Source organism: Enhygromyxa salina (assembly GCF_000737335.2).
Classification (GTDB): domain Bacteria; phylum Myxococcota_A; class Polyangia; order Nannocystales; family Nannocystaceae; genus Plesiocystis; species Plesiocystis salina_C.
In genome coordinates this window covers 25632-46339 of sequence record NZ_JMCC02000110.1, presented here as the reverse complement: position 1 = coordinate 46339, position 20708 = coordinate 25632, and the positions used below count along the sequence as shown (strand labels likewise).

Annotated in this window: 15 protein-coding genes; 7 read left to right on the top strand and 8 right to left on the bottom strand. The window is 68.1% G+C overall.

Annotation, left to right across the window (positions count from 1 at the left end; all coding sequences use genetic code 11):
• Positions 1 to 1361, top strand: a 1361-nt coding sequence (locus DB30_RS32955; RefSeq protein WP_146661685.1) for a serine hydrolase domain-containing protein, incomplete at its 5' end; no start/stop codon positions are given.
• Positions 1362 to 1931: 570 nt separating this feature from the next.
• Here DB30_RS32955 and DB30_RS32950 read toward each other — a convergent pair.
• A complete protein-coding gene (locus DB30_RS32950; protein ID WP_165704062.1) occupies positions 1932 to 2381 on the bottom strand; it encodes a helix-turn-helix domain-containing protein in 450 nt (149 codons plus the stop codon).
• Here DB30_RS32950 and DB30_RS32945 point away from each other — a divergent pair.
• On the top strand, positions 2362 to 2745 hold the full coding sequence (locus tag DB30_RS32945) for an HTTM domain-containing protein (protein WP_146661683.1): 384 nt from the start codon (positions 2362 to 2364) through the stop codon (positions 2743 to 2745). The two genes, DB30_RS32950 and DB30_RS32945, sit on opposite strands and share 20 nt — an antisense overlap.
• Here the strand turns inward: DB30_RS32945 and DB30_RS32940 are convergent.
• Both DB30_RS32940 and DB30_RS32935 read right to left on the bottom strand, forming a co-directional pair.
• The gene (locus tag DB30_RS32940) at positions 2726 to 3643 is read right to left on the bottom strand and encodes a pirin family protein (RefSeq protein ID WP_052556572.1); all 918 of its coding nucleotides are present in this window, start codon (positions 3641 to 3643) and stop codon (positions 2726 to 2728) included. The genes DB30_RS32945 and DB30_RS32940 overlap by 20 nt on opposite strands.
• Positions 3644 to 3690: 47 nt before the next feature.
• The gene (locus DB30_RS32935) at positions 3691 to 4284 is read right to left on the bottom strand and encodes a nitroreductase family protein (protein ID WP_052556570.1); all 594 of its coding nucleotides are present in this window, start codon (positions 4282 to 4284) and stop codon (positions 3691 to 3693) included.
• Between the two features lie 81 nt (positions 4285 to 4365).
• Between DB30_RS32935 and DB30_RS32930 the strand changes: the two genes are divergently transcribed.
• From DB30_RS32930 to DB30_RS32920, 3 genes are all read left to right on the top strand, one after another.
• Positions 4366 to 4569 carry a hypothetical protein gene (locus tag DB30_RS32930; protein ID WP_146661681.1) on the top strand — a complete coding sequence of 68 codons (204 nt, stop codon included), beginning with the start codon at positions 4366 to 4368 and terminating at the stop codon, positions 4567 to 4569.
• 10 nt (positions 4570 to 4579) lie between these two features.
• Positions 4580 to 6064, top strand: a complete 1485-nt coding sequence (locus DB30_RS32925) for a sodium:solute symporter family protein (protein WP_052556566.1) — start codon at positions 4580 to 4582, stop codon at positions 6062 to 6064.
• Between the two features lie 153 nt (positions 6065 to 6217).
• Positions 6218 to 7879 carry an IgGFc-binding protein gene (locus DB30_RS32920; RefSeq protein ID WP_146661680.1) on the top strand — a complete coding sequence of 554 codons (1662 nt, stop codon included), beginning with the start codon at positions 6218 to 6220 and terminating at the stop codon, positions 7877 to 7879.
• A gap of 15 nt (positions 7880 to 7894) precedes the next feature.
• Here DB30_RS32920 and DB30_RS32915 read toward each other — a convergent pair whose 3' ends face one another.
• Complete coding sequence (locus tag DB30_RS32915) at positions 7895 to 9805, bottom strand: DUF885 domain-containing protein (RefSeq protein ID WP_052556561.1); 1911 nt, start codon at positions 9803 to 9805, stop codon at positions 7895 to 7897.
• Entirely contained in the window at positions 9802 to 10461 is a 660-nt protein-coding gene (locus tag DB30_RS32910) for a histidine phosphatase family protein (protein WP_165704061.1), read from the bottom strand. The genes DB30_RS32915 and DB30_RS32910 overlap by 4 nt, the downstream gene beginning before the upstream one ends.
• A 158-nt stretch (positions 10462 to 10619) precedes the next feature.
• On the opposite strand from DB30_RS32910, the gene DB30_RS32905 reads away from it, so the two are divergent.
• Positions 10620 to 11417: a hypothetical protein gene (locus DB30_RS32905; RefSeq protein WP_146661679.1), complete on the top strand. Its 798-nt coding sequence runs from the start codon at positions 10620 to 10622 to the stop codon at positions 11415 to 11417.
• Between the two features lie 68 nt (positions 11418 to 11485).
• Here DB30_RS32905 and DB30_RS32900 read toward each other — a convergent pair whose 3' ends face one another.
• From DB30_RS32900 to DB30_RS32890, 3 genes are all read right to left on the bottom strand, one after another.
• A complete protein-coding gene (locus DB30_RS32900) occupies positions 11486 to 14845 on the bottom strand; it encodes an error-prone DNA polymerase (RefSeq protein ID WP_052556556.1) in 3360 nt (1119 codons plus the stop codon).
• A gap of 245 nt (positions 14846 to 15090) precedes the next feature.
• Positions 15091 to 17127 (bottom strand): protein kinase domain-containing protein, encoded by a 2037-nt coding sequence (locus DB30_RS32895; protein ID WP_052556554.1) that lies wholly within the window; start codon positions 17125 to 17127, stop codon positions 15091 to 15093.
• A 146-nt stretch (positions 17128 to 17273) separates the two neighbouring features.
• The gene (locus tag DB30_RS32890; protein WP_146661678.1) at positions 17274 to 19121 is read right to left on the bottom strand and encodes a protein kinase domain-containing protein; all 1848 of its coding nucleotides are present in this window, start codon (positions 19119 to 19121) and stop codon (positions 17274 to 17276) included.
• Between the two features lie 72 nt (positions 19122 to 19193).
• On the opposite strand from DB30_RS32890, the gene DB30_RS32885 reads away from it, so the two are divergent.
• Positions 19194 to 20699 carry a CapA family protein gene (locus DB30_RS32885; RefSeq protein WP_146661677.1) on the top strand — a complete coding sequence of 502 codons (1506 nt, stop codon included), beginning with the start codon at positions 19194 to 19196 and terminating at the stop codon, positions 20697 to 20699.
• Positions 20700 to 20708 lie beyond the last annotated feature (9 nt).

Here is a 20708-nt window from a genome sequence, read left to right as displayed (position 1 = left end):
TCCCGTGCCTTCACGACGAGGTCTGCGCTGGCGCGGACATCGGCGAATACACCCGTCCCTCGGCCACCTTGCATATCTTCGAGGGCTCGAGCCTGGTGCTCAATCGGGCGTATACCTTCGCGCCAGCGGTCTACCCCGACACGCCGCTGAACGCCTCAATTGGGACGGGGTCCGTATCCAAGTCGTTGACCGCGACGGCGGTGGTTCGTGAGATGGACGTTCAGGGGGTATCTCTCAATACGTCATTTGCGGACATGATCGGCGTGGCTCCGACTTACTTGCTCAACGCCCCGCTGGCGCCCGCGAGCTCGCTGACGGTCCGGGTTCGGGACGTGCTCGACAATCAAGGTGGCTTCGCCGGAGGTGGTGGCGGTGCGACGCCGCAGTCGTATGTGGAGCACGCGCTGATCGTCGCGGCTGGAGCGACCGTCCCGGTGGATGGTGAGGAGCTGTTCGAGTACGTTTTTGCGCCCCCGCCGGACGGGCACGTGAACCTAGGATCCATGCAAGACGATACCTACTGGCAACCCGAGTGGTTCACGCAGGATCGAACGATGGGCACGATGCGGTACTCGAACGCTGGCTATTCCCTGGCGGGCGAGCTCGTCCGCCTGCAATCTGGGGTCGCATACGAGGAGTACGTGACGAGCAAGTTGCTCGCCCCGGTCGGTCTCGTGGATCGAATCTATTCGTACCCTGGCCCCCGGGTTCGCTCGCGCGGTCCGACTCGCACATTGACCCAAAAATATCTCATCGACGCCCGGCACCCGTACAATGTCGCCTCGCCAAACCCGGTGCAACCTGCCGTGGGTCTCACAGCAAATCCCGTTGAGCGTTGGCGCCCCTACATGGGGCCCGACGATCCTCGCGCGCCGATGCGCGCCACGACCCGGTATGGGGGGGACTTTCACCTCGGCGGCGCGCCTCTCGCTGCTGGTGGCTGGTGGGCTGATGGTGACGCGCTTGGACGCCTCATCCGCAGTATCAGCCGTACAGACACCTTGTTGCCACAGAGCGCCGCCGCCTGGATGTGGCACCCCGCCCTGTGGAATTTCAATCACAAGCAGGCCCCCGGCTGGGCCTACGTTCACGGGTGGTACGTGCGGGGCAATTGGGTCGGCTGGATGGGAAGCGACGACGGAACGGTCGCGCTCGTGGTCCACAACCGGATGTACGACATCACCGTCGTGTTCCTGGCCAACGGCCTCGATAGCTCGACCAACTTCATCAATCCACTCATGGCGTCCCCCAACCTCGTGCAGGGGTTTAGCCAGATCGGGCAAGTCTGGCCGTGCCTGCCCGATCCTTCCTTTGGTCCGAACTTCACGGGGTGCAAGCTCCCCGTGCCAGCAGTCTACTGAGGTCGCATGAAACGTCCCACGCTCGTTCAAGTCTTCGTCTTGTCGCTCGTGGCCTGCGGGCCAAGCAAACCGGGTGATGGTGCTGGCGACGAGCCACCGCCGGACATCGCCGAGGAGACGCCCGACCTACCGTGTGGTGGCGCGGATCTCCAAACCGACAGGTACAACTGCGGCACGTGTGGAACGATTTGCTACGGGAGGGGAAAGGGCGACTATGAATCAGGCACCTGTGTCGATGGTGTTTGTGGCCCAAGTTGGTTCGGAGTGGAGTGGCTCGAGCCGACCCCGCTGACGTGTGATGACGTCTGCGCGAACACGGGTCAGGCGTGTCGAGCCAACGCTTGCTCTGAGCTCACGGGGTTCGTGTGCGAGTCGATCTTCGGCCAACCCTGCGGGACACTGGTGAGCGGTCACCATCCACTGCTCGACTATGCAGGGCCCTGTGGCGACCCCATCCCCTGGCCACCCGAGGTGTACTACGGGGGCATTCGAGTCGCCTTTTGTTGTTGCGGGTGACAACGTCGTCCGAGGTGCATGAAACGCCCCACGCTCGTTGAAGTCGCGCCGTGGTCACCACCCGAGCGCATCGTCATCGCTCGGAGTGAGCTGGCCAGAGGCAAACAACGCGGCGCGGCGTTGGTCCGAGGTGAGCCCAACGGCCCGATGCTGCATCTCGTGTTGCGTGCCCTCGACCTGCCGACACAATCCCTCAATTAGTGTCGGAAACGAGATGTCGAGTTCGGCGCATAGATTGTAGAGCGCGCGCATGTTCGGGCTGAAGTTATCTTGCTCGATTTGCCGGATCGCATGTAGCGGCGACTTAGTTCGTTGCATGAGTTGCTCGCTGGTATATCCTCGGGCGATGCGCAGGCTCCGAATGTAGGGTCCCAGCAGGGAGGCTGGCCGGATAAACTTGCTACCCATATATTGCATTGTCGCAATTAGGGATTGCGACAATGCATTGGTCGGGTTCTTCTGCTTCAGCGCTACTTCGCAGTTCGTGAGTGCGAAGCTGGCCAAGCTGCATCGCCGCGCTGCCCCGCTCGGTCTGCTCGAGTTCCGATCAGCTCGCGTTGATGTGTGGGGGGTGCTGCTGGCGCTGATGCCGGCCGGCCGCGGGTTCTCGCTGGACGCCCGCTGGTTTGGGTGGGGCGGCACGGTTCCGGTGTGGTGTCGGCGGATCCTGCAATTGCAGCTTGGGATCATGTACACGGTCACCGGGTTGGCGAAGACCGGCGACACGTGGCATGTCGACGGGACGGCGATCTACTACACGCTGAACAACCCCTATAATCGTCACTTCGACGCCGGGCCATTCGTCGCGTGGCCGCGGCGGCTGTGGGACCGCGTGCGTGGGCGCCACGTCAGCGCGGCAGCGGGATGAACTCGACCTCGTCGCCGGGCACCGCTGGAAACCGGCCGTTGGACCAGTCTTGCTTGGCCTGCTCGATCCGCGCGCGGTTGCTCGAGACGAAGTTCCACCAGATGTGACGGGGGCCATCGAGCGGCGCGCCGCCAAGCAGCATCACGCGGGCGTCGGTGGTCGCGGTGATCCGCGGTGAGCTACCCGCGGAAAAGACCAGCATGCGCCCGACTTCGGCGGTCTCGGCCCCGCACGAGACGCTGCCGGTCGCGACGTAGGCGGCGCGATCGGCATACCCGGCAGGCAGCTCGATCTCGCTGTCTTTTGGCATGATCGCCTCGACGTAGAACAGCGGCGAGAACACGTGGACGGGCGAGGTGACCCCGAACGCCGCGCCCGCCAACACCCGCAGTCGCGCGCCGCCGCGCTCGATCTCGGGGAGCGTGTCGGCCGGGTGATGATGGAACTCGGGATCGACCTCCTCGAACTGGGTTGGCAAGCCAACCCACAGCTGAATGCCGTGCAGGCTTGGCCCCGCGTCGCGGGCTTCGGCGCTGGTGCGCTCGGAGTGCACGATGCCGCGCCCGGCGGTCATCCAGTTGATCGCGCCGGGGCGGATCGGCTGGTGGGTGCCCAAGCTGTCGCGGTGGACGATCTCGCCGTCAAACAGATAAGTGACGGTGGCGAGGTTGATGTGCGGGTGCGGACGCACGTCGAGCCCGCGGCCTGGCGGCAGCTGGGCGGGGCCCATGTGATCGAAGAACACGAAGGGCCCAAGGGCGCGCTGCGCCGCCGCAGGCAGGATGCGCCGGACGCTGAACCCGTCGATGTCGCGGGGCTGGCCGTCGATGATCGTCTCGACCTCGAGGGTCAACGCGGGGCTGCTGCAGGCGGGGGAGTTTGTCGGTCGCGTACTCATTGCGGTGTGCTCCGTGGTTCGTGCGCCTCATAGGGCTCATGGGGGGCTCATTCGAGCGGGTGGTCCCAGGTCCCAGAGAACACGAGCTGGGCCTGGGGGAGGCGCGTTCGTGGGGCGCGATCGCGGGCGCGCAGGTCGTCCGGGAGCTGGTTGGGATCGCCGGCGTAGCCAAGCGCGATCGCGGCGACCGGCTCGAACCGGTCTGGGATCGCATACAGCTCGCGGGCGCGATCTTGCGAGAAGCCGGCCATTTGATGCGCGCTCAGACCCAGGGCGGTCGCCTGTAAACACAGCTGCGCCGCGGCGAGCCCAACGTCGTGCAGGGCGTGGCGGTTGGGCTTGCCGGTCTTGGCGAAGTCCAGGTGGGCGACAGACAGCATCAGGACCGGGGCGGACTTGGCCCAACTCTGGTTCTTCTCGACCAGGCAGGACAGCAAGCGGGCGTACTCATCTGGCTGTTCACGCCGGGCGACGATGAAGCGCCAGGGCTGATCGTTGAAGCACGACGGGGCCCAGCGCGCGGCCTCGAGCACGGAGCGAAGATCAGCGTCGCTGACCGCCTGATCCGCGAACGCGAGCGGGCTCCAGCGCTTGTGGATCAGGTCGTGAATCGGGTGGTCGGGCTCGGGAGTTCGTTCCACTCGTTCAACGTCGATCAGCGGGGGGTCCAGCGCAACCGCGCGGGGCTCACGCCGAGCTCCGATGCGATACCCTGGCGTCGGATGAGCCGTCGCGTCGAGCACGGGCTGTTCTGGCTCGCGGTGGTGGCACTGCTGGTCGCCCACATGTTTGGGGTGAGCCAGGGCGAGCGACCGCTGCTGTGCGGCTGGGTGCCGCTCGATCTGGCCTACCGCATCGGATGGATCACGGCCGCGGCCGCGCTGGTGTTCTGGATGACGGGACGGCTGTGGCCCGACAACGAGTGAGGCAGAGTCAATGAGCGCGCCTGCGATCCGCTTGATTGTGATCCTCGTGTACTTCGCGATCGTGCTGGTGATCGGCGCGCTCGCGTTTCGCAGCACGCAGGCGACGGCAGAGGACTACTTCTTGGGCGGACGCACGGCCAAGACCGTGGTGCTGTTCATGGCGCTGTTCGGCACCAACATCACGCCCTTCGTGTTGATGGGGATCCCCGGCTTGGCCTACCACCACGGCATCGCGGTGTTTGGGCTCAACGCCGCCATTGTGGTGCTGGGGATCCCGCTGAGCTTTTGGATCATTGGCTACCCCGCGTGGATCGCCTCGAAGCGGCTGGGCGTGGTCACCCCCGCCGAGCTCTACGCCCGCAGGTTTGACGCGCGTTGGTTTGGGTGGCTGATGTTCGCGGTGTTCTTCATCTACACGGTCCCGTACATGGTCACGGCGGTGGCCGGCGTCGGGATCGCCGTCGACGTGCTCAGCGAGGGCGCGATCGGCTTCGAGCTGGCGGCGGCGGGGATCCTGCTGATCACGCTGGCCTACACCAGCCTCGGCGGCATGAAGGCCACGATGTGGACGAACGTGTTTCAGGGCGCGGTGTTTCTGGGCTTCTCGCTGCTGGCCTTCTTCCTGATCTCCGACGATCTTGGCGGGCTGTCCGCGCTGATGCAGCGGGTTCAGGAGGCGTCGCCGCAGCTGTTCGAGCGCCCCGCCCACGCGAGCGGGCAGGGGCCGTTCGCGCCGGGGGCCTGGGCCTCGTGGGCGCTGGCGATCGCGCTGACGGTGATCGCGTTCCCCCACATGTTGGTGCGGATCTTCGCGGCCAAGGACGTGCGTGCGCTGAAGAACGCGTGCCGCTACTACCCGCTGGCGATGATCGTGCTGTGGGTCCCGGCCGTGTTGTTTGGCATGTGGGCGACCGTCGATCACCCGGGGCTGGTTGGGCGGGCCTCTGACGCGGTGTTTCCGATGTTGGTGCTCGATCACCTCGGGCCGACCCTGCAGGGCGTGGCGCTCGCGGGGATCCTCGCCGCCGTGATGTCGACCCTCGACGCGCAGATGCTGACCCTGTCGTCGATGCTGACCCGCGACGTGCTGCCGCAGGCCCTGGGCGAGCGCCACCCCGTGCGCCTGGGCCGGCTGTTCTTGGTTGGGCTGGCGGCGCTGACCTGGTGGATCGTCGTCAACAAGCCAGCGTCGATCTTCAAGCTCGCGGGGGTCAGCTTCTCGGGCTACGTGACCTTGGTGCCCACGCTGCTGCTGGGGCTGCGCTGGCGTCGGTTCACGGTGTGGGGCGCGACGGCCTCGTTGGTGCTCGGCAACTTGGTGCTGGCCGCGAGCTTCGCCGGGTGGATCCCCGGGCTGGGGCTGCTGCCGGTCGCGTGGGGGCTGATGGCGGCGATCGTGGGTGCGGTCGTGGGCTCGCTGTTCAGCCCCCCGACGGCGCCAAGCGTGGTCGAGGCGGTGATCGGTCCGGTCGAGCGTGCGCTGCGAGGTGGCTAGCCGCTGCGCAGATTCGAAGCGCGGACGGGGGGTGACGCTGCTCGAGGCTGAAGCAGACGAGCGGCTGTCGACGAACTCTACCGCGAGCCGGGTCAGGCAGCTGTGATCGATCGGGCTTGACCGATCGGCGGTGAGTCGGGAGCATTGCTCGCAATGCGACGCTCGATCCCCACATTGACGTTGGCCAGTCTCTCGTTGTTGTCAGCGTGTGCGGGCGCGGGCGGCAGCGAGACCGACGCTGGCTCGCAGACCGGCATCACGACCTTCGGGACCAGCGGACCCGACTCGGGTGACGGGGACTCGGGCGACGGGGACTCGGGCGATGGCGACGGGGATCCGGGCGACGGCGACGGCGACGGCGACACTGGCAACGAGGGGGAGGTCAAGTTCGACATGGCCGAGATCCCCGACGGCGGGGACGACGGCGGCAACATGATCCCGCCGACCTGCGCGAACATCGACGACTTCCCGGCGACCAGCGTGGGCTGTGAATTCTTCACGGTCCAGGTGCCGAGCTACGCCAACAGCCTGCCGTATGGGATCGCGGTCGGGAACCCGAGCATGGAGGCGGCGACCGTCACGATCGAGGACATGCGCGGGCCGGGCGGGACCCTGCGCGAGATCACCACGTTCGCGGTCGAGCCGACCCACAGCGTGCTGACCCCGATCAACGGCACCGGCGGGTTGCTCGGGGGCAGCCACATGGCGTCGGCGGTCGGCCTGAACCCGCTCGCGGCGTTCCGGGTCAGCTCGGATGTTCCAATTACGGCGATGCAGCTGTTCCCGGTCGGCGGCGGGCCCTCACACGTGTCCGAGGCCAGCATGCTGTTGCCGGTCAACGCCTTGGATCAGTCGTATATCGCGTCGAGCTGGGAGGCGTTCTCGGGCTCGCAAAACGGCTTCGTGCTGGCGGTCGCAACCGAGGACGCGACCACGGTGTACACCGACAACGGTGACTACATGCTCGATGCATTCGACGTGTGGAATTTTCAAGCGGGGCCCGATGGCACCGGCTTCTTCGTTGGCGCCGACAAGCCAGTCGCGGTGTTCTCGGGGATCGACTGCACGATGATCCCCGAGCTGCCGTGGTACGCCTGCGATCACCTGGAAGAGCAGATGCTGCCGCTCTCGGCCTGGGGCACGCACTACGTGGGCGCCCGCCACCCGCACCGCGTGCCCAACATCAACCCGCAGCCCGAAGAGGTGTTCTGGAAGGTGATCGCGGGGGTCGACGATACGACGATCACCTTGAACCCGCCGGTCGCGGGCAACCAGATCCAGCTGGCGCAGAGCGGCGATTCATTCGAGTTTGGGACCACGCAGAGCTTCGAGGCGACCGCGAACAACCCCTTCTTGCTCGTGCAGTTCATGTCGGGCTGCTACAACGTGGTCAAGTCGTCGAATTCGCCGAGCTCGTGCGATCAGGGGCCAACCGGGGATCCCTATATGTTGCAGTCGGTGCCGGTCGAGCAGTGGCTGACGCAGCTGCCGTTCTTGACCGATACCTCGTACCCGCGCGACTTCGTGACGATCATCCGCGAGCAGGGGACAACGGTGACCCTGGATTGCTTGGGGGTCGTGAGCGCCGACCACTTCACGCTGATCCCCGGGACAAACTACGAAGTCGGGCAGGTGGATCTAGACATCGCTGGCAACGGCGGCGAGGGGAACTGCGTGGATGGTGCCCAGTTCCTGACGGCGGATCATCCGGTTGGCGTGCTAGTGGGCGGCATGGATTGGGCCACGTCCTACGGCTACCCGGGCGGCCTGAGCTTGAACGCGCTCTGGGATCCGCCGATCGATCCTCAGGGTTAGGCCGCAGGGATAGGATCACTCCCAGCCCATCAGCTCTGGTAGCCGGTGGACCGGCGGGGCCCCGTGGCTGAGCGCGGCGGCGTGGAACTCGAGCAGGTTGAACAGCTTGCCGGCCGCCGCGGCGCGCTGCTCGGCTTGCTCGCGCAGCCGAAACCACGCGGTGGCCCCCACAAAGTAAGTGGACAGCTGGGTCGAGCTGACCTGCGCCCGAACCCACTTGCCCTCGGCCTCACCCTGCTCTTGAAACGAGCGCTCGACCATCAACTCCAGCGCTTGCTCGCGGGTCATGGCTCCGGCGTGGATCTCGTGGTCGAGGATCGCGTTGGTGACGGTGCGCAGGTAGAACTTCAGGCCGTGCAGGCGAATCGCCTTGGCGCGTAGATCGTCGCTGCGCTGCACCGTCCACAGCGCCGCGCTGACGCCCTTTGGTTGGGTGGCGCTGGCTGGCCCGGCGCCAGCGTAGCCGGCCTCGACCATGACGCGCTCGGTGTACACGGCCCAGCCCTCCACGAACGCGCCGTTGTCGAACACGCGGCGGACCTTGGACGGCTCGCGCTTGCCCCAATACAGCTGCACGAAGTGACCCGGGATGGCCTCGTGGATCGAGAGGATCTCGAGCATGAAGCTGTTGTATTCGCGCAAGAACGACTCGCGCAGCTCGTTGCTCCACGCCGAGGGCAGCGGCTGGACCAAGTAGAAGCTGGGCAGCCCGGGCTTCTCGGCGTCGAGCGGGGCCGGGGCCGCGAGCCCTGCGATCGCGACGCCGCGGGCGTGGGGGGGCGTCCAGATCACCTGCAGGACCTCGGCCTCGTCGATCGGGACCAACGCCTGCTCGCGGACGAACAGGTCGAGACGCTGCAGGTTGGCCTCGGCCGCGTCGCGCAGGCCCTCGGGGGTTGGGTGGTCATCGGCGAGCGCCGCCAACACCTCGCGGACCAGCGCGTCGGGATCGCCACTGGTTGCGCCCTTGTCGTGCCGGGCCAGCGCCTTTTGGCCGTACATGGCCAGGTACAGCTCGCGGGCGAGGGCCTGCATGTCGGCGCGGACCCGCTGATGCTCGGCGCGGGCGAGGCTGAGCAGCTCGTTGGCCGAGAGCTCGGTCTGCAATGTCAGCGCGAGCTTGGTTGCGAACGCGTCGGGGCCGATCCGCCAGCGACCCTCTGCCTTGGGCACCAGCGCCTCGACGTGGGCGCGCAGGCGCTCGATGGCCGCGAGCGCTGGCGGACCCGCGGCGCTGATCCGCTCGCGCAGCACCGGCGCGGCTTCGACGGTGCGCTCGGGCACCTCGGCCTCGATCAGCGTGCGCAAGCCCGCGAGCTGGCCGACGGCGACCTCGGCCTGCGGACGGCGGATCAGCGCGGGATCCGAGAGGTTGGCGATCGCCTGATCCACGAGGGCCGGCAGCGCCTCGAGCCGGGCGGCCACGCTCGCGGCGCGCTCGTCGAGCGGGGCAAACTCGCGGCTGATCAGATCGTCGAGGCCCGCGGAGATCAAGTAGCTGTAGGCTAAGGGATCGCTGCGCCAGACCTGCTCGACCTCGTCGGCGAAGCGCCACAGCTCGAGCTTGTTGCGGATCGTGTCGAGCTCGATCCGCTGGTCCGGGCCCAGGGCGGTGCGCGGGATCGCGGCCGCGTCGTGGAGCATGTCGGCGACCGCCAGGGTCTGCTCGGTGCGACCGTCGAGCGAGAGATCGGGCCAGCGGTGATCGTGGGCGTGCTCGCCAAGGCTGGTCGCGCTGACCGGCGAGGCGGCGAAGTACGCGGTCATGAACCGGGCCGAGAGGGCCTCGAGCATCTGCTGGGGATCCTGCGCGCGGCCGATTGCGAGGTCGACGGTTGGCGGCGGGCTCTTGGGTTGCGCGGGCGGAACCGAGGCGCAGCCGAGCACGCAGGCGAGCGAGGTCGCAACGAATGGGTACACCTTCATGCCGTGATCATTTCTGGGGGGAGATGCCCGGTCTCGTTGTAGGAGATCAGCGCGGTGCCGTTGCCCGGAAACACCCGCAGCTCGGTGATTGACGCGTGATAGATCGCGATGCGCATCCAGGTCTCGTAGGGCAGGCCCATGGACTCGGTGAGCAGGTAGCGGATCACGTTGCCGTGGGTGAACAGCAAGTAGGTGCAGGGCTTGTTGCCGCCCTTGAAGAACCGGCCAACAATGCGACCGATCTGCGACGTGACCTCGTGGCGATCCGCGGCGGTGGTCACGGGCAGGCCCGGGTGGGTGGAGCCGCCGTTTGGGCCGGCGGGGACCAGCGGGATGGTCTCGTGCAGGTACTTCTTGACCCGCACGCGGTCGACCCCGATCTGGTGCGCGCCGATCTCTGCGGTCTGCATGGCGCGGGGCCACGGGCTGGCGTAGATGCCCTCGAGCTTGCCCGGGAAGTGATCGACGAGCCGCGCGAGCCGCCGACCCGTGCGCGCGGCCTGACGACGCCCGAGCGCCGACAGCCCCCAGACCTCGTCACCAAGGTCGTCGACGCGATCGTAGTGGCCGTGGCGGATCAGCAACAGCCGCCGCGCTGGCAGTTCGTCCTCTGGCTCCCAGCGCCGAAGGTCGGGTCGCAGACTGGGTCCGGCCACGTCGGCGCTCATATCATGGCGCGGGCGGCTTTGTTATCAGATCGGCGAGGTTTCTTGCTGGGTCGCGGGCGGCTCCGCGACCCGGTCCGCGACTCGGCGACGCGCGCAGACAACAGCGCCGGTTGATCTGGGACGCGGGGATCGGCGATCGTCTGGGGGTGGCTCGACTCCAGCCAACCGCCCGCGCGCTGGTGTGGCTGACGTTCTCGCTCGCGCTGGCCTGCGAGTCGGGCGGCGCGCCCGGGGGCTTCGAAGATGATCTTGGGGCCGACTCCGACGCGCTCCCGCCCGATCTACCCCAGGCCGAATGCGACCCACGCCGCTCCGGCGACTGCGAGGCCGGACAAAAGTGCAGCCACGTGACCGACACGCCCTTCGGGCCGACCAACCGCTGCGTGGAGCTGCTCGGCGAGGGGGTCGCGGGCGACAGCTGCGAGCGGGTTGGCGACAGTGACACCTGCGCCAACCACCACCTGTGCTGGGCAACCGACCCCGACGGGCTCGATGGCGTCTGCATCTCGTTTTGCTCGCCCGGGCTGGCCTGCGGCGGTTCTGGGGAGGTCTGCTCGGTCGCAACGGGCGGGCTGTTGTCGCTGTGCCTGACCAAGTGCGATCCGTTCTTTCAAGACTGCGCCGAGGGCTGGGGCTGCTACGCGGACGACTATGGGGTCTGGACCTGCGACAAGGATCAGTCGGGTGACGCTGGCGCCCACGGGGACGCGTGCGCGTGCATCAACTGCTGCAACCCCGGGCTGACCTGCGTGCCTGGAGCCTTGGTTGACGCCGAAGGGTGCGGGGTCGAAGGGGCCGCGGGCTGCTGCACGGAGATCTGTGACCTCGACGATGAGGCGCCGCCCGAGATGGTGTGCCCGACCGAGGCGGAGCGGTGTCGGGCGTTCTACGACGCGGGCGCGGTGCTGATGGGCTACGAGCGCGTGGGTCTGTGCGAGCTGTGAACGAGCGCTGGATTTGGGGCTAGAGCGCCAGACGCACCTGACGACGCGACTCCAAACTGATCGGCGCTCTAGTGAAAATCGCGGCTGCGGGTGCCCTCGGGTTGGGCCGCGAGCTTGGGCTCCCACAGCTCGTCGGCGATCAAGTGCGTCACGCCTTCGGCCCGCTGCACGCGGCCAGTCACGCCCAAGATGATCGCCGTCCTCGCCAGAATCGAGTGTTGTTCGAATATCTGCTTCCAGATCACTAGATTCACGAATCCAGTCTCGTCCTCGAGGGTACAAAAGGTCACGCCGCTGGCGGTCCCGGGCCGCTGCCTGCAGATCACCAAGCCGACATAGCGGACCTTGCGACCATTGGGCAGCGTGTCGAGGGTCTCGGCGTCGGGCAGGCCGTGGTGGCGCAGCTCGTCGCGCAGCAGCTCGAGCGGGTGGCCGCGGGTGCTGTGCAGGCTGCTGCGGTAGTCCCAGTTGACCGCCTCGTTGTGATCGAGGCGGGCAAACGCTGGTTGCCGGGCGCTGGCGTTGGCGTTGATCGGCAGCCGATCGCCGGCGCGGGCCAGCGAACCGCGGACCGCCCAGCTGGCGTCGCGGCGAGTGCTGGTGGTGTCGCCAAGCGGTCGTGGGCTGCGGTCGAAGCCCTCGAGCGCGCCGGCTTCGGCGAGCAGCTTCAGCGGCTTTTGTTGGAGGCCAGCGTCGCGCACGAAGCTGTCGAGGTCCCGCCACGGGCTGGTGTTCGCGCGCAGCTCACCGCGGCTGGTCCACGGGCGCGCGGGCTGGGGATCCGCGGGGGCGCGGGCCAGGTCGGTGGCTTGACGGGCCGCGCGGGCGTCGAGCAGGCGGGTCGCGTCGGCCTGATGAAAGCCCTTGATCCAGCGCAGGCCCATGCGGATCGCAAACCGATCCTGTGGCCGCGGCCCGCCGCCGCCGCCTTCGATCGTGCGAGGCTCGAGCGTGCAGTCCCAGTCGCTCACGCGGACGTCGACCGGCCGGACCTCGACGCCGTGGCGGCGCGCGTCCTCGACCAGGGTCGCAACCGAGTAAAACCCCATGGGCTGGGCGTTGAGCAGGGCGCACGCGCAGGCCGGCAGGTGATGGGTGCGCAGCCAGGCGGTGACATAGGCGATCAGCGCGAACGAGGCCGCGTGGCTCTCGGGGAACCCGTACTCACCAAACCCGCGGATCTGCTGAAACACCCGCTCGGCAAAGTCCGCGTCGATGCCGTTGGCGACCATGCGCGAGACGATGCGCTCGCGGTGTTGCTCGATCCGCCCGCTCGATCGCCACGCGCCCATGTCCCTGCGCAGCTGGTCGGCCTCGCCCGGGGAGTAGTCGGCCACGGCGATCGCCAGCTTCATCACCTGCTCTTGAAAGATCGGCACCCCGCAGGTCTTGGCCAGGACCCGCTCGAGCTTGGGGTGGGGAAACTCGACGCGCTCCTTGCCCTGCCGCCGACGCAGGTAGGGGTGGACCATGTCGCCCTGGATCGGGCCGGGCCGGACCAGCGCAACCTCGATCACCAGGTCATAAAATTTTCGCGGGCGCAGGCGCGGGAGCATGGCCATCTGCGCGCGGCTCTCGACCTGGAACACGCCAACGGTGTCCCCGCGCGAGAGCAGGTCGTAGGTGGGCGGATCGTCGGCCGGGATCGTGGCCATCTCGAGCTCGATGCCCTCGTGCTCGCGCAGCAGCTTCAGGCACCCGCGAATGTGGCTGAGGGCCCCGAGCCCGAGCAGGTCGACCTTGAACAGGCCAAGATCCTCGACATCGTACTTGTCCCACTGAATGACGGTGCGCTGCTCCATGCTGGCCGGCTCGATCGGGACCATCGCGTCGACTGGATCGCTGCCGAGCAAGAACCCGCCGGGGTGGATCGAGAGGTGCCGGGGAAAGTCGAGCAGCTCGGCGCTGAGCCGCAGCAGGTGGGTGTGAACAGGCTGGGCCGGATCCAGCCCCACGTTGGTCAGCAGCTGCGCGTCGATGTTGGCGCCCCAGTGGCCAAGCAGCTTGGCGACCCGATCGAGGGTGGTCTGTGGCAGCCCCAGGACCTTGCCGACCTCGCGCACGGACGAGCGGGCGCGGTAGCGGATCACGTTGGCGACCATCGCCGCGTGACGCCGGCCCCAGCGCTGATAGACCCACTGGATCACCTCTTCGCGGCGCTCGTGCTCGATGTCCAGATCGATGTCGGGCGGCTCGGCGCGCTCGCGGCTCAAGAACCGCTCGAACAACAGATCCATGCGGACGGGATCGATCGCGGTGATCCCCAGGCAGTAGCAGACCGCGCTGTTGGCCGCGCTGCCGCGGCCCTGACACAAGATGCCCTCGCGTCGACAGAACTCGACGATCTCTTTCATGGTCAGGAAGTAGCCGCCGTAGTCGAGCTCGGCGATCAGCTGCAGCTCGCGCTCGAGCTGGGCCGTGACGTCGCTGGGGATCACGCCGCCGTAGCGCCGGGCTGCGCCGGCCAAGGTCAGCTTCCGCAGATGATCGCCCTCGCTGAGGCCCTCGGGCAGGTGCTCGCCGGGGTACACGTAGCGGATCTGATCGAGCGAGAACTGGCAGCGCTCGGCGATCTCGAGGGTGCGATCGAGCAAGCCAGGGCAGTCGGCGAAGCGCTCGCGCATGGCGTGGATCGACTCGAGCGCGTGCTCGGCGTTGGCTTGGATCGTGAGTCCAGCTTCGCCGAGGGTCGTGCCCGCGCGCACGCAGGCGAGCACGTCCTGCAGCGGGCGCCGGGCAGGGGAGTGGTAGAGCACGTCGGTCGCGGCGACCAAGGGCACAGCGCAGCGCAGCGCGGCCCGCCGGATCGCGTCTTCGCGGGCGAGCTCTTCGGCTTGGTGGTGACGGCTGACGAGCGCGTAGACTCGATCCCGACCCCAAGCCTCGGCGAGCACTGGCACATGTTCGGGGTCGCGGATCAGGGCGATCAGGCCGTCGCCGACCGCTTCCGTCGCGGGGGTGTTGGCGGCTTCGTTGTAGATCCCGGTCGCGCGGGTGCCCGCGAGCTCGTCGAGGCTGAGCAAGGCCTGGCCTTTGGGGCCGCGGCTGTGGGCGATCGACAGCAGCCGGCACAGCCGCGCCCAGCCAGCCCGGGACTGCGCCAACACGACGACCGAGCCGCGGGCCTCGAGGTTGGGGGGCTTGGGCTTCGAGCGGGTCCCCCGCGTGGACGGCCCAGCCGGCAGCGACGCGAACAGCTGCTCGGGCAGCTCACCGATGCTCAGCTCGGACCCAAGCAGCAGCTTCATGGGCCCGTGCTTCTTGGCCGCGACGTGGGCCCGCACGACCCCGTAGACACCGTTGCGATCGCACAGGCCCATCGCAGGGAGCCCGAGCGCCACGGCCTGCTCGACGAGCTCGTCGGGGTGGCTCGCGCCTTCGAGGAACGAGAAGTTGCTCTTGACGGTGAGAGGGACGTAGGGGCGCACGATGCGGATCGCTGACTGCGTGGGTGTTCAGTCGGTTGATCCTGCAAATATGCATGATTGTAAAGTGCAGATCTTCTGATTTGGGCGATGCTGGACCTGAGGATGGGCCGATGACTGGCAAATATGCCGGCTTGGATCACGCAGATATGCGATCTGCGATATTGGCGCGCGCAGATGTGCACGGTAGCGACCACAAGACAGCCCGCTGCCCTCGGTGAAGAAGCCTTCGCCCGAGCTGCGAACAGCTAATCGTTGAGCTTGAGCAGCGTGACCATCTCGCTGATGAACGCCTGCTCTTCGGGCGAGATATGCCCATCGGCGCCCGCGATCCGCCATAAGTCAGCGAGGATCCGCCGTCGCGTCGCCCGGTCGGTCGTGACCGACAGCTGCTCGGCGGCCTCGCGGGCGCACAGCAGCTTGTCGGGGAACTCGGGCCGGCGCTTGAACTCGGCGATCGCCCAGCGGATCACGACGGCCCGCTCGGCGATCGAGATGTCGGGCGCCCACTGCTGGGCTTGTTGGCGCAGGACCATCTTCTCTGCTTCGTCGACGCGGCCATCGGCGACGCTGAGGGTCAGGTACAAAAACGCGATCGCGAGCAGGCGCGGGTCCGGGCTCAGGCCCAGCTGCTGGGTGCTGTTGACGATGAAGCGCAGCTCTTGGTCGCGGATCTCACCGTCGTCGCTGGCGATCTCGTAGAGCGCAGACAAGACCTCGGCCAGGCGCTTGCGCGGGAGCAGCTTGGCGAGCTCGGTGTTGTACTCGCGGGTTCGGGCGCCGCGGGTTGCGACGTCTGGCAGCGCCCGATAGTCGGCGATCGTGTGGCGGACCAAGGAGCTGATCTGCTCGAGCGGCAGCGTTGGGACCCACCGGTTGAGGCGCTTGGCGACGGCGTGGAGATCATCGTTGGTCAGGTGACCGTCGGCGCTCTCGACCAGGCCAACGAACACCCACGCGAGCGCGGGGAGCTCGGGCGGGAGCGGGAGCGGGGTGATCCCGCCGGGGATCACCGGCGGCGGCGAGGTCATGGCCATGGTCGCCGAGACCGGGGCCCGCCGCGGCTGGGGTCGGGGAGGGCGCTTGTTGTTGCCCTCGCCCAGCCTGCCCTCGCCCAGCCTGCCCCCGCCCAGCTTGGCCCCGCCCGGCTTGGCCCCGCCCGGCTTGGAATGGATCGGCGGCTGGGCGAGCGGGGCCTGGCGGGGGCTGCCCTTGGGCAGCACGACCTGACGGGGCTCGGTGCGCTCGCTGGTTTGCTCGGACTGGGCGCGCGCGCGGGCCTGCTCGCGGGCCTGCATGGCCTTCATCGACTCGAGATCGATGTTGACCGTGGCCTCGAGCGCGACTGGGGGCGGCCCTGCATGATTCGGGTGAACCGGTGCAGCTTCGCTAGCCGGGATCGCCTCGAGCGCGCTCGCAAACGCGTACATGTCTGGGTAGCGCTCGCTGGGCAGCTTGGACAGCGCGCGCAAGATCACCGCGTCGACGGCCTCGGGGATGTTGGCCTCGGGCACCAGCGAGCGCATGCTGGGCGCCGGCTCGCGGATGTGGCAGTTGAGCATCTTGAGCGGGTGCTTGGCGTCGAAGGGCAGGCGCCCGGTCAGCATCTCGAAGGCCATGCACGACAGCGCGTACATATCGGCGCGGCCGTCGAGCTCGCCGGCGGTGGCCTGCTCGGGGGCCATGTACGCGGCGGTCCCAAACACCATGCCGGCCCGCGTCAGCGCGTCCTCGTCTTCGACCTTGGCGATCCCGAAGTCGAGGATCTTGACGAAGTCCGCCCGGCCGCTGCGCTTGATCAAGAACACGTTGCCCGGCTTCATGTCGCGATGAATGATGCCGTTGTCGTGGGCCGCCCCCAGCCCATAGGCGGTCTGGATCAAGATGGCGCGGGCGCGCGGCCAGGGCACCCGACCGACCTGCTCGATCACGTGGGTGAGTTCTTGGCCGCGCAGGAACTCCATCACGAAGAACGCCGAGCCCGTGGGCGTGTGGCCGAAGTCCAGGATGTCGACGACGTTCTCGTGCTCGATGCTCGAGGTCGCCTTGGCCTCGCGCAAGAACCGTTCGACGATCGTCTTGTCGTAGCAGAGCTCGGACTTGAGGACCTTGAGCGCGACCTTCTTGCCAAGCGTCACGTGCTGGCCGACGTAGACCGAACCCATGCCGCCCTCGCCGATGCGGTCGAGGACCTTGTAGCGCTCGGCGAGCACGGTCCCGAGCAGCTTGTCGGGCTCGGCCGCGGCGGGTGGCGGTTGGTGGGACGGCGGGGGCAGATCAGACACGGAGCACCGAGGTGGTCGTTGGCAGTCGTTCGAGCGTAACAGGGTGGGGCACTCGTCCCAACGGTCGGGGCTTGGCGGCCGCGTGGCTCGGTGGGCGGCGTCACCCGGGCCGGGGGTGGAGTCGGGCTGGGGTCGGCCGGCTGGGGTCAAACCGCCTGCGTGCCGAAGCGCTGGACCATCTCCATGATGAAGCGCTGCTCCTCGGGCGAGATGTGACCGTCGGCGCCGGCGATCCGCCACAGATCCGCGAGCACGTGGCGTAGGGTCTCGGCGTCGGTCGAGTGGCGCAGGGTCTCGGCGGCCGCGCGCGCGCGATCCAGGCGAGCCTCGACGCTGCGCAGCGCCTTGTGTTCGTTGACCGCCTCGCGCAGCGCGGTGGCGGTCTCTGTCATCGACGCCGCGGGTGCCCACTGGCGCAGCTGCTCGCCCAGCACTTTCATCTCGGTCGCGGCCACGGTCCCCTGGGTCGCCGAGCCCAGCGCGAGGTACATGAACGCGAGCGAGCTCAGCCGGTTGTCGCCCTGCAGCCCGAACGCCCGAGCGGTGTCGGTGACGAACTGCTGCTCGGACTCCGAGATGTTTCCGTCGGCCGAGGCGATCTCGCGCAGATCCACGACGAGCTGGGTGAGGCTGGCGGGGGGGAAGCTGGCGGCCAGCTGCGCGCGACACTGGGCGAGCGCGCCGATCTTGTTGGGCTCGCGCCGATACCCGAGCACGGTGTCGCGCAGCACGTGGCCGATGCCGTCGAGCCCGACCTGCGGACCCCAGCGGCGCAGCCGGTCCGCGAGCGCCCGCATCTCTTCGGTGGTCAGCACGCCGTCGGTGCCATGCGCGAACGCGACGAACAAATACGCGATCGGGGTGAGCGCCTGGGCGTGGGACGGGTGGAGGGCCGCCTCGCCCATGCCTGGCATCATCACGGTCGAGTCGGTTGGCGGACCGGCCACGGGTTGCTCGGCGTAGCCGGCTGCCTGGCTGTGGGCCTGGCTGTGGGCCTGGCTGTGGGGCGGTTGTTCCGCGTGGCCCATCAACGTCGCCGGGAGCGGGGCGCCGTGGTCGAGCGCGCGAGGCAGCGCGCCGTCGAGCGCGAGCACGGCCCGCTCGAACTCGACCATGTCGGCGAAGCGCTCGTTCGGAAATTTGCCGAGCGCCTTGAAGATCAGCGCCTCGACCCCATCGATGACGTGGGCGGGCACGTCGAGCTGCGGGGCGACGTCGCGCAGCCGGGGAGGCCGCTCGGTCACGTGCTGACGCAGCACCTTCATGAAGTTGTCGCCGGGGAACGGGACCACGCCGCTGAGCATCTCGAACACCATGCAGCCGACCGCGTAAAGATCGGCGCGGCCATCGATCTCGCCGCCTGTGGCCTGCTCGGGGGCCATGTAGCTGGCGGTGCCGAACACCATGCCGACCTGGGTCAGCTGCGCGCCGTCGTCGACCTTGGCGATGCCAAAGTCGAGCACTTTGACGAAGTCGGCGGTCCCGTGCCGGGTGATCAAGAAGATGTTGCCGGGCTTCATGTCCCGGTGGACGATGCCGGCTCGGTGCGCGGCCGCGAGCGCCCGGGCGATCTGCACGATGATCGGCTTGGCCCGCGCCCAGCCGATGCTGCGGCCGCGGCCAACGATGTGGGCGAGCTCGCAGCCGTCGAGCGCCTCCATCGCGAAGTACGCGTAGTCGGGGGTCTGCCCGAAGTCGAGGATGTCGATGATGTTCTCGTGCTCGACCGCGGCGGTGGCCCGGGCTTCGCGAAAGAAGCGCTCGACCAGGTGTGAGTCGTTGGTCAGCTCGGGCTTGAGCACCTTGATCGCAACGAGCTTGCCCAGGGTGACGTGCTCGGCGAGGTAGACCGCGCCCATGCCACCGTCCCCGAGCACGCCGGTGATGTGGTAGCGATCTGCGAGCAGGCTGCCGACCCCGAGCGCGGCGCTTGGCGGCGCGGCCAGGGTGTCGGTCAACAGCGGGGGACCGTCGAAGGGAGGCTGGCTCGACACGTGGTCCCAGCGTACAGCATGGCTGGGCCGCGGGTAGCTCAGGTCGGCGGAGACCGACTACAATCCCCGCAGGTGCCTCGCTCTGGTTTCTCACGTCGTCACTGGGCGCCGCCGTTGGCGGCGATCATGCTGACGGTTGGTTGCAACAAGCCAGCCCCGGTCGACGATGGGGCGGTCGAGCCAGGCCTGGTCCGGTCTGGTGCATGGGGTGTGTCAGATCCTGAAGCGGACGCGGGCGCGGCCTTGGGCGCGGCCCAGGCCATGCTCGTGGGGGCCGACGCGCTCGACCCCACCCGCGCGCCCGCCCAGCCGGACCCACCCGGGCAGGCGGCGCCCGAGCCCGCGCCCGAGCCTGCATGGACGCTGCCCGAGGACTACCTGCGCTTTGACGGCGCGTGCTCGCCAGGCAAGCGGATCACGCTGGCGTTCGGTGGCGACCTGTTGCTGCACCACGAGCTGCAGGAGCAAGCGTACGCGTCCAAGCAAGGGGCGGCCGTGCTGTGGGCTGGTATCGCCGACCTGCTCGCCGAGCCGGATCTGACCTACCTCAACCTCGAGGGCCCCATGGCGTACGGGCTCGATCGAGACTTCTTGGAGGTCGAGGATCCCGGTCGCACATTCGATCGGGTCGTCTACACCAGCTATCCCCGCTTCAACTATCACGCCTCGATCGCCAAGGATCTGGTCGCGGCAGGGATCGACATCGTGTCGACGGCCAACAACCACTCGCTGGATCGCGGCCCGGTCGGGGTTGATCGCACGGTCGCGGCGCTGCGCAAGGCCAAGCTCGAATTCGTTGGCACCCGCGGATCGGGCGAGCTCGAGCGGCTCTACACCATCACCAAGGTGGGGGGCTTCGAGATCGCGTGGATCGCCTGCACCAGGAACACCAACCGGGTCCCCGACGATCTCGATCAGGTGCTGCAGTGCGGCTCGGGGTCGGCGGTCGAGGCCGTGATCCGCAAGCTGCGGTCGACCGGGCGCAACCACAATCGCGCGGCCAAGGTCGACGCCGTGATCGTGACCCCGCACTGGGGCAAGGAGTACGTTCACACCCCGCGCGAAGCCGAACAAAAGCTCGCGCAGCGGTGGATCGACGCGGGGGCGATCGCGGTGATCGGCAGTCACCCGCACGTGGTCCAGCCGTGGACCAAGCTGGTAAGTGAAGATGGCCGCGAGGGGCTGGTGCTCTACTCGCTCGGCAATTTTGCCAGCCACCAGCCGGAGCTGGGGCGCCGCAGCTCGCTGCTCTTGTATCTGAGCCTGGTCCAGGCCGACGATGGCGAGCTGCACATCGCGGGGGTCCGTCACCTGCCGCTGCACGTGCGCGAGGACAGCGACGAATTCTTCGTTGAAGCGATCGATCGCGTGTCCGGGCCTGCCGACGCGCGCGCGCTGATCGTCGCGCTGCTCGGGGCCGGCAACCTGGTCACGCCCGACGAGCCCAAGCTCGCGGATCCACACTGCGACGAAGACTGGCGGCCGCACCCGATCCCCGAGTGGGCCAAGCTCGCCAAGCCGATCGTGATCGCGGGATCCGAGGAGCCGCCAGACAACGATCCCGAGTACGCGGGCTGAGCCGAGCCA

What these genes read in the sequence shown, in the direction of transcription:
- DB30_RS32940 (WP_052556572.1), bottom strand. Translation starts at nt 3,643, where the DNA reads ATGAGTACGCGACCGACAAACTCCCCCGCCTGCAGCAGCCCCGCGTTG.
- DB30_RS32920 (WP_146661680.1), top strand. Translation starts at nt 6,218, where the DNA reads ATGCGACGCTCGATCCCCACATTGACGTTGGCCAGTCTCTCGTTGTTG.
- DB30_RS32930 (WP_146661681.1), top strand. Translation starts at nt 4,366, where the DNA reads ATGAGCCGTCGCGTCGAGCACGGGCTGTTCTGGCTCGCGGTGGTGGCA.
- DB30_RS32915 (WP_052556561.1), bottom strand. Translation starts at nt 9,805, where the DNA reads ATGAAGGTGTACCCATTCGTTGCGACCTCGCTCGCCTGCGTGCTCGGC.
- DB30_RS32925 (WP_052556566.1), top strand. Translation starts at nt 4,580, where the DNA reads ATGAGCGCGCCTGCGATCCGCTTGATTGTGATCCTCGTGTACTTCGCG.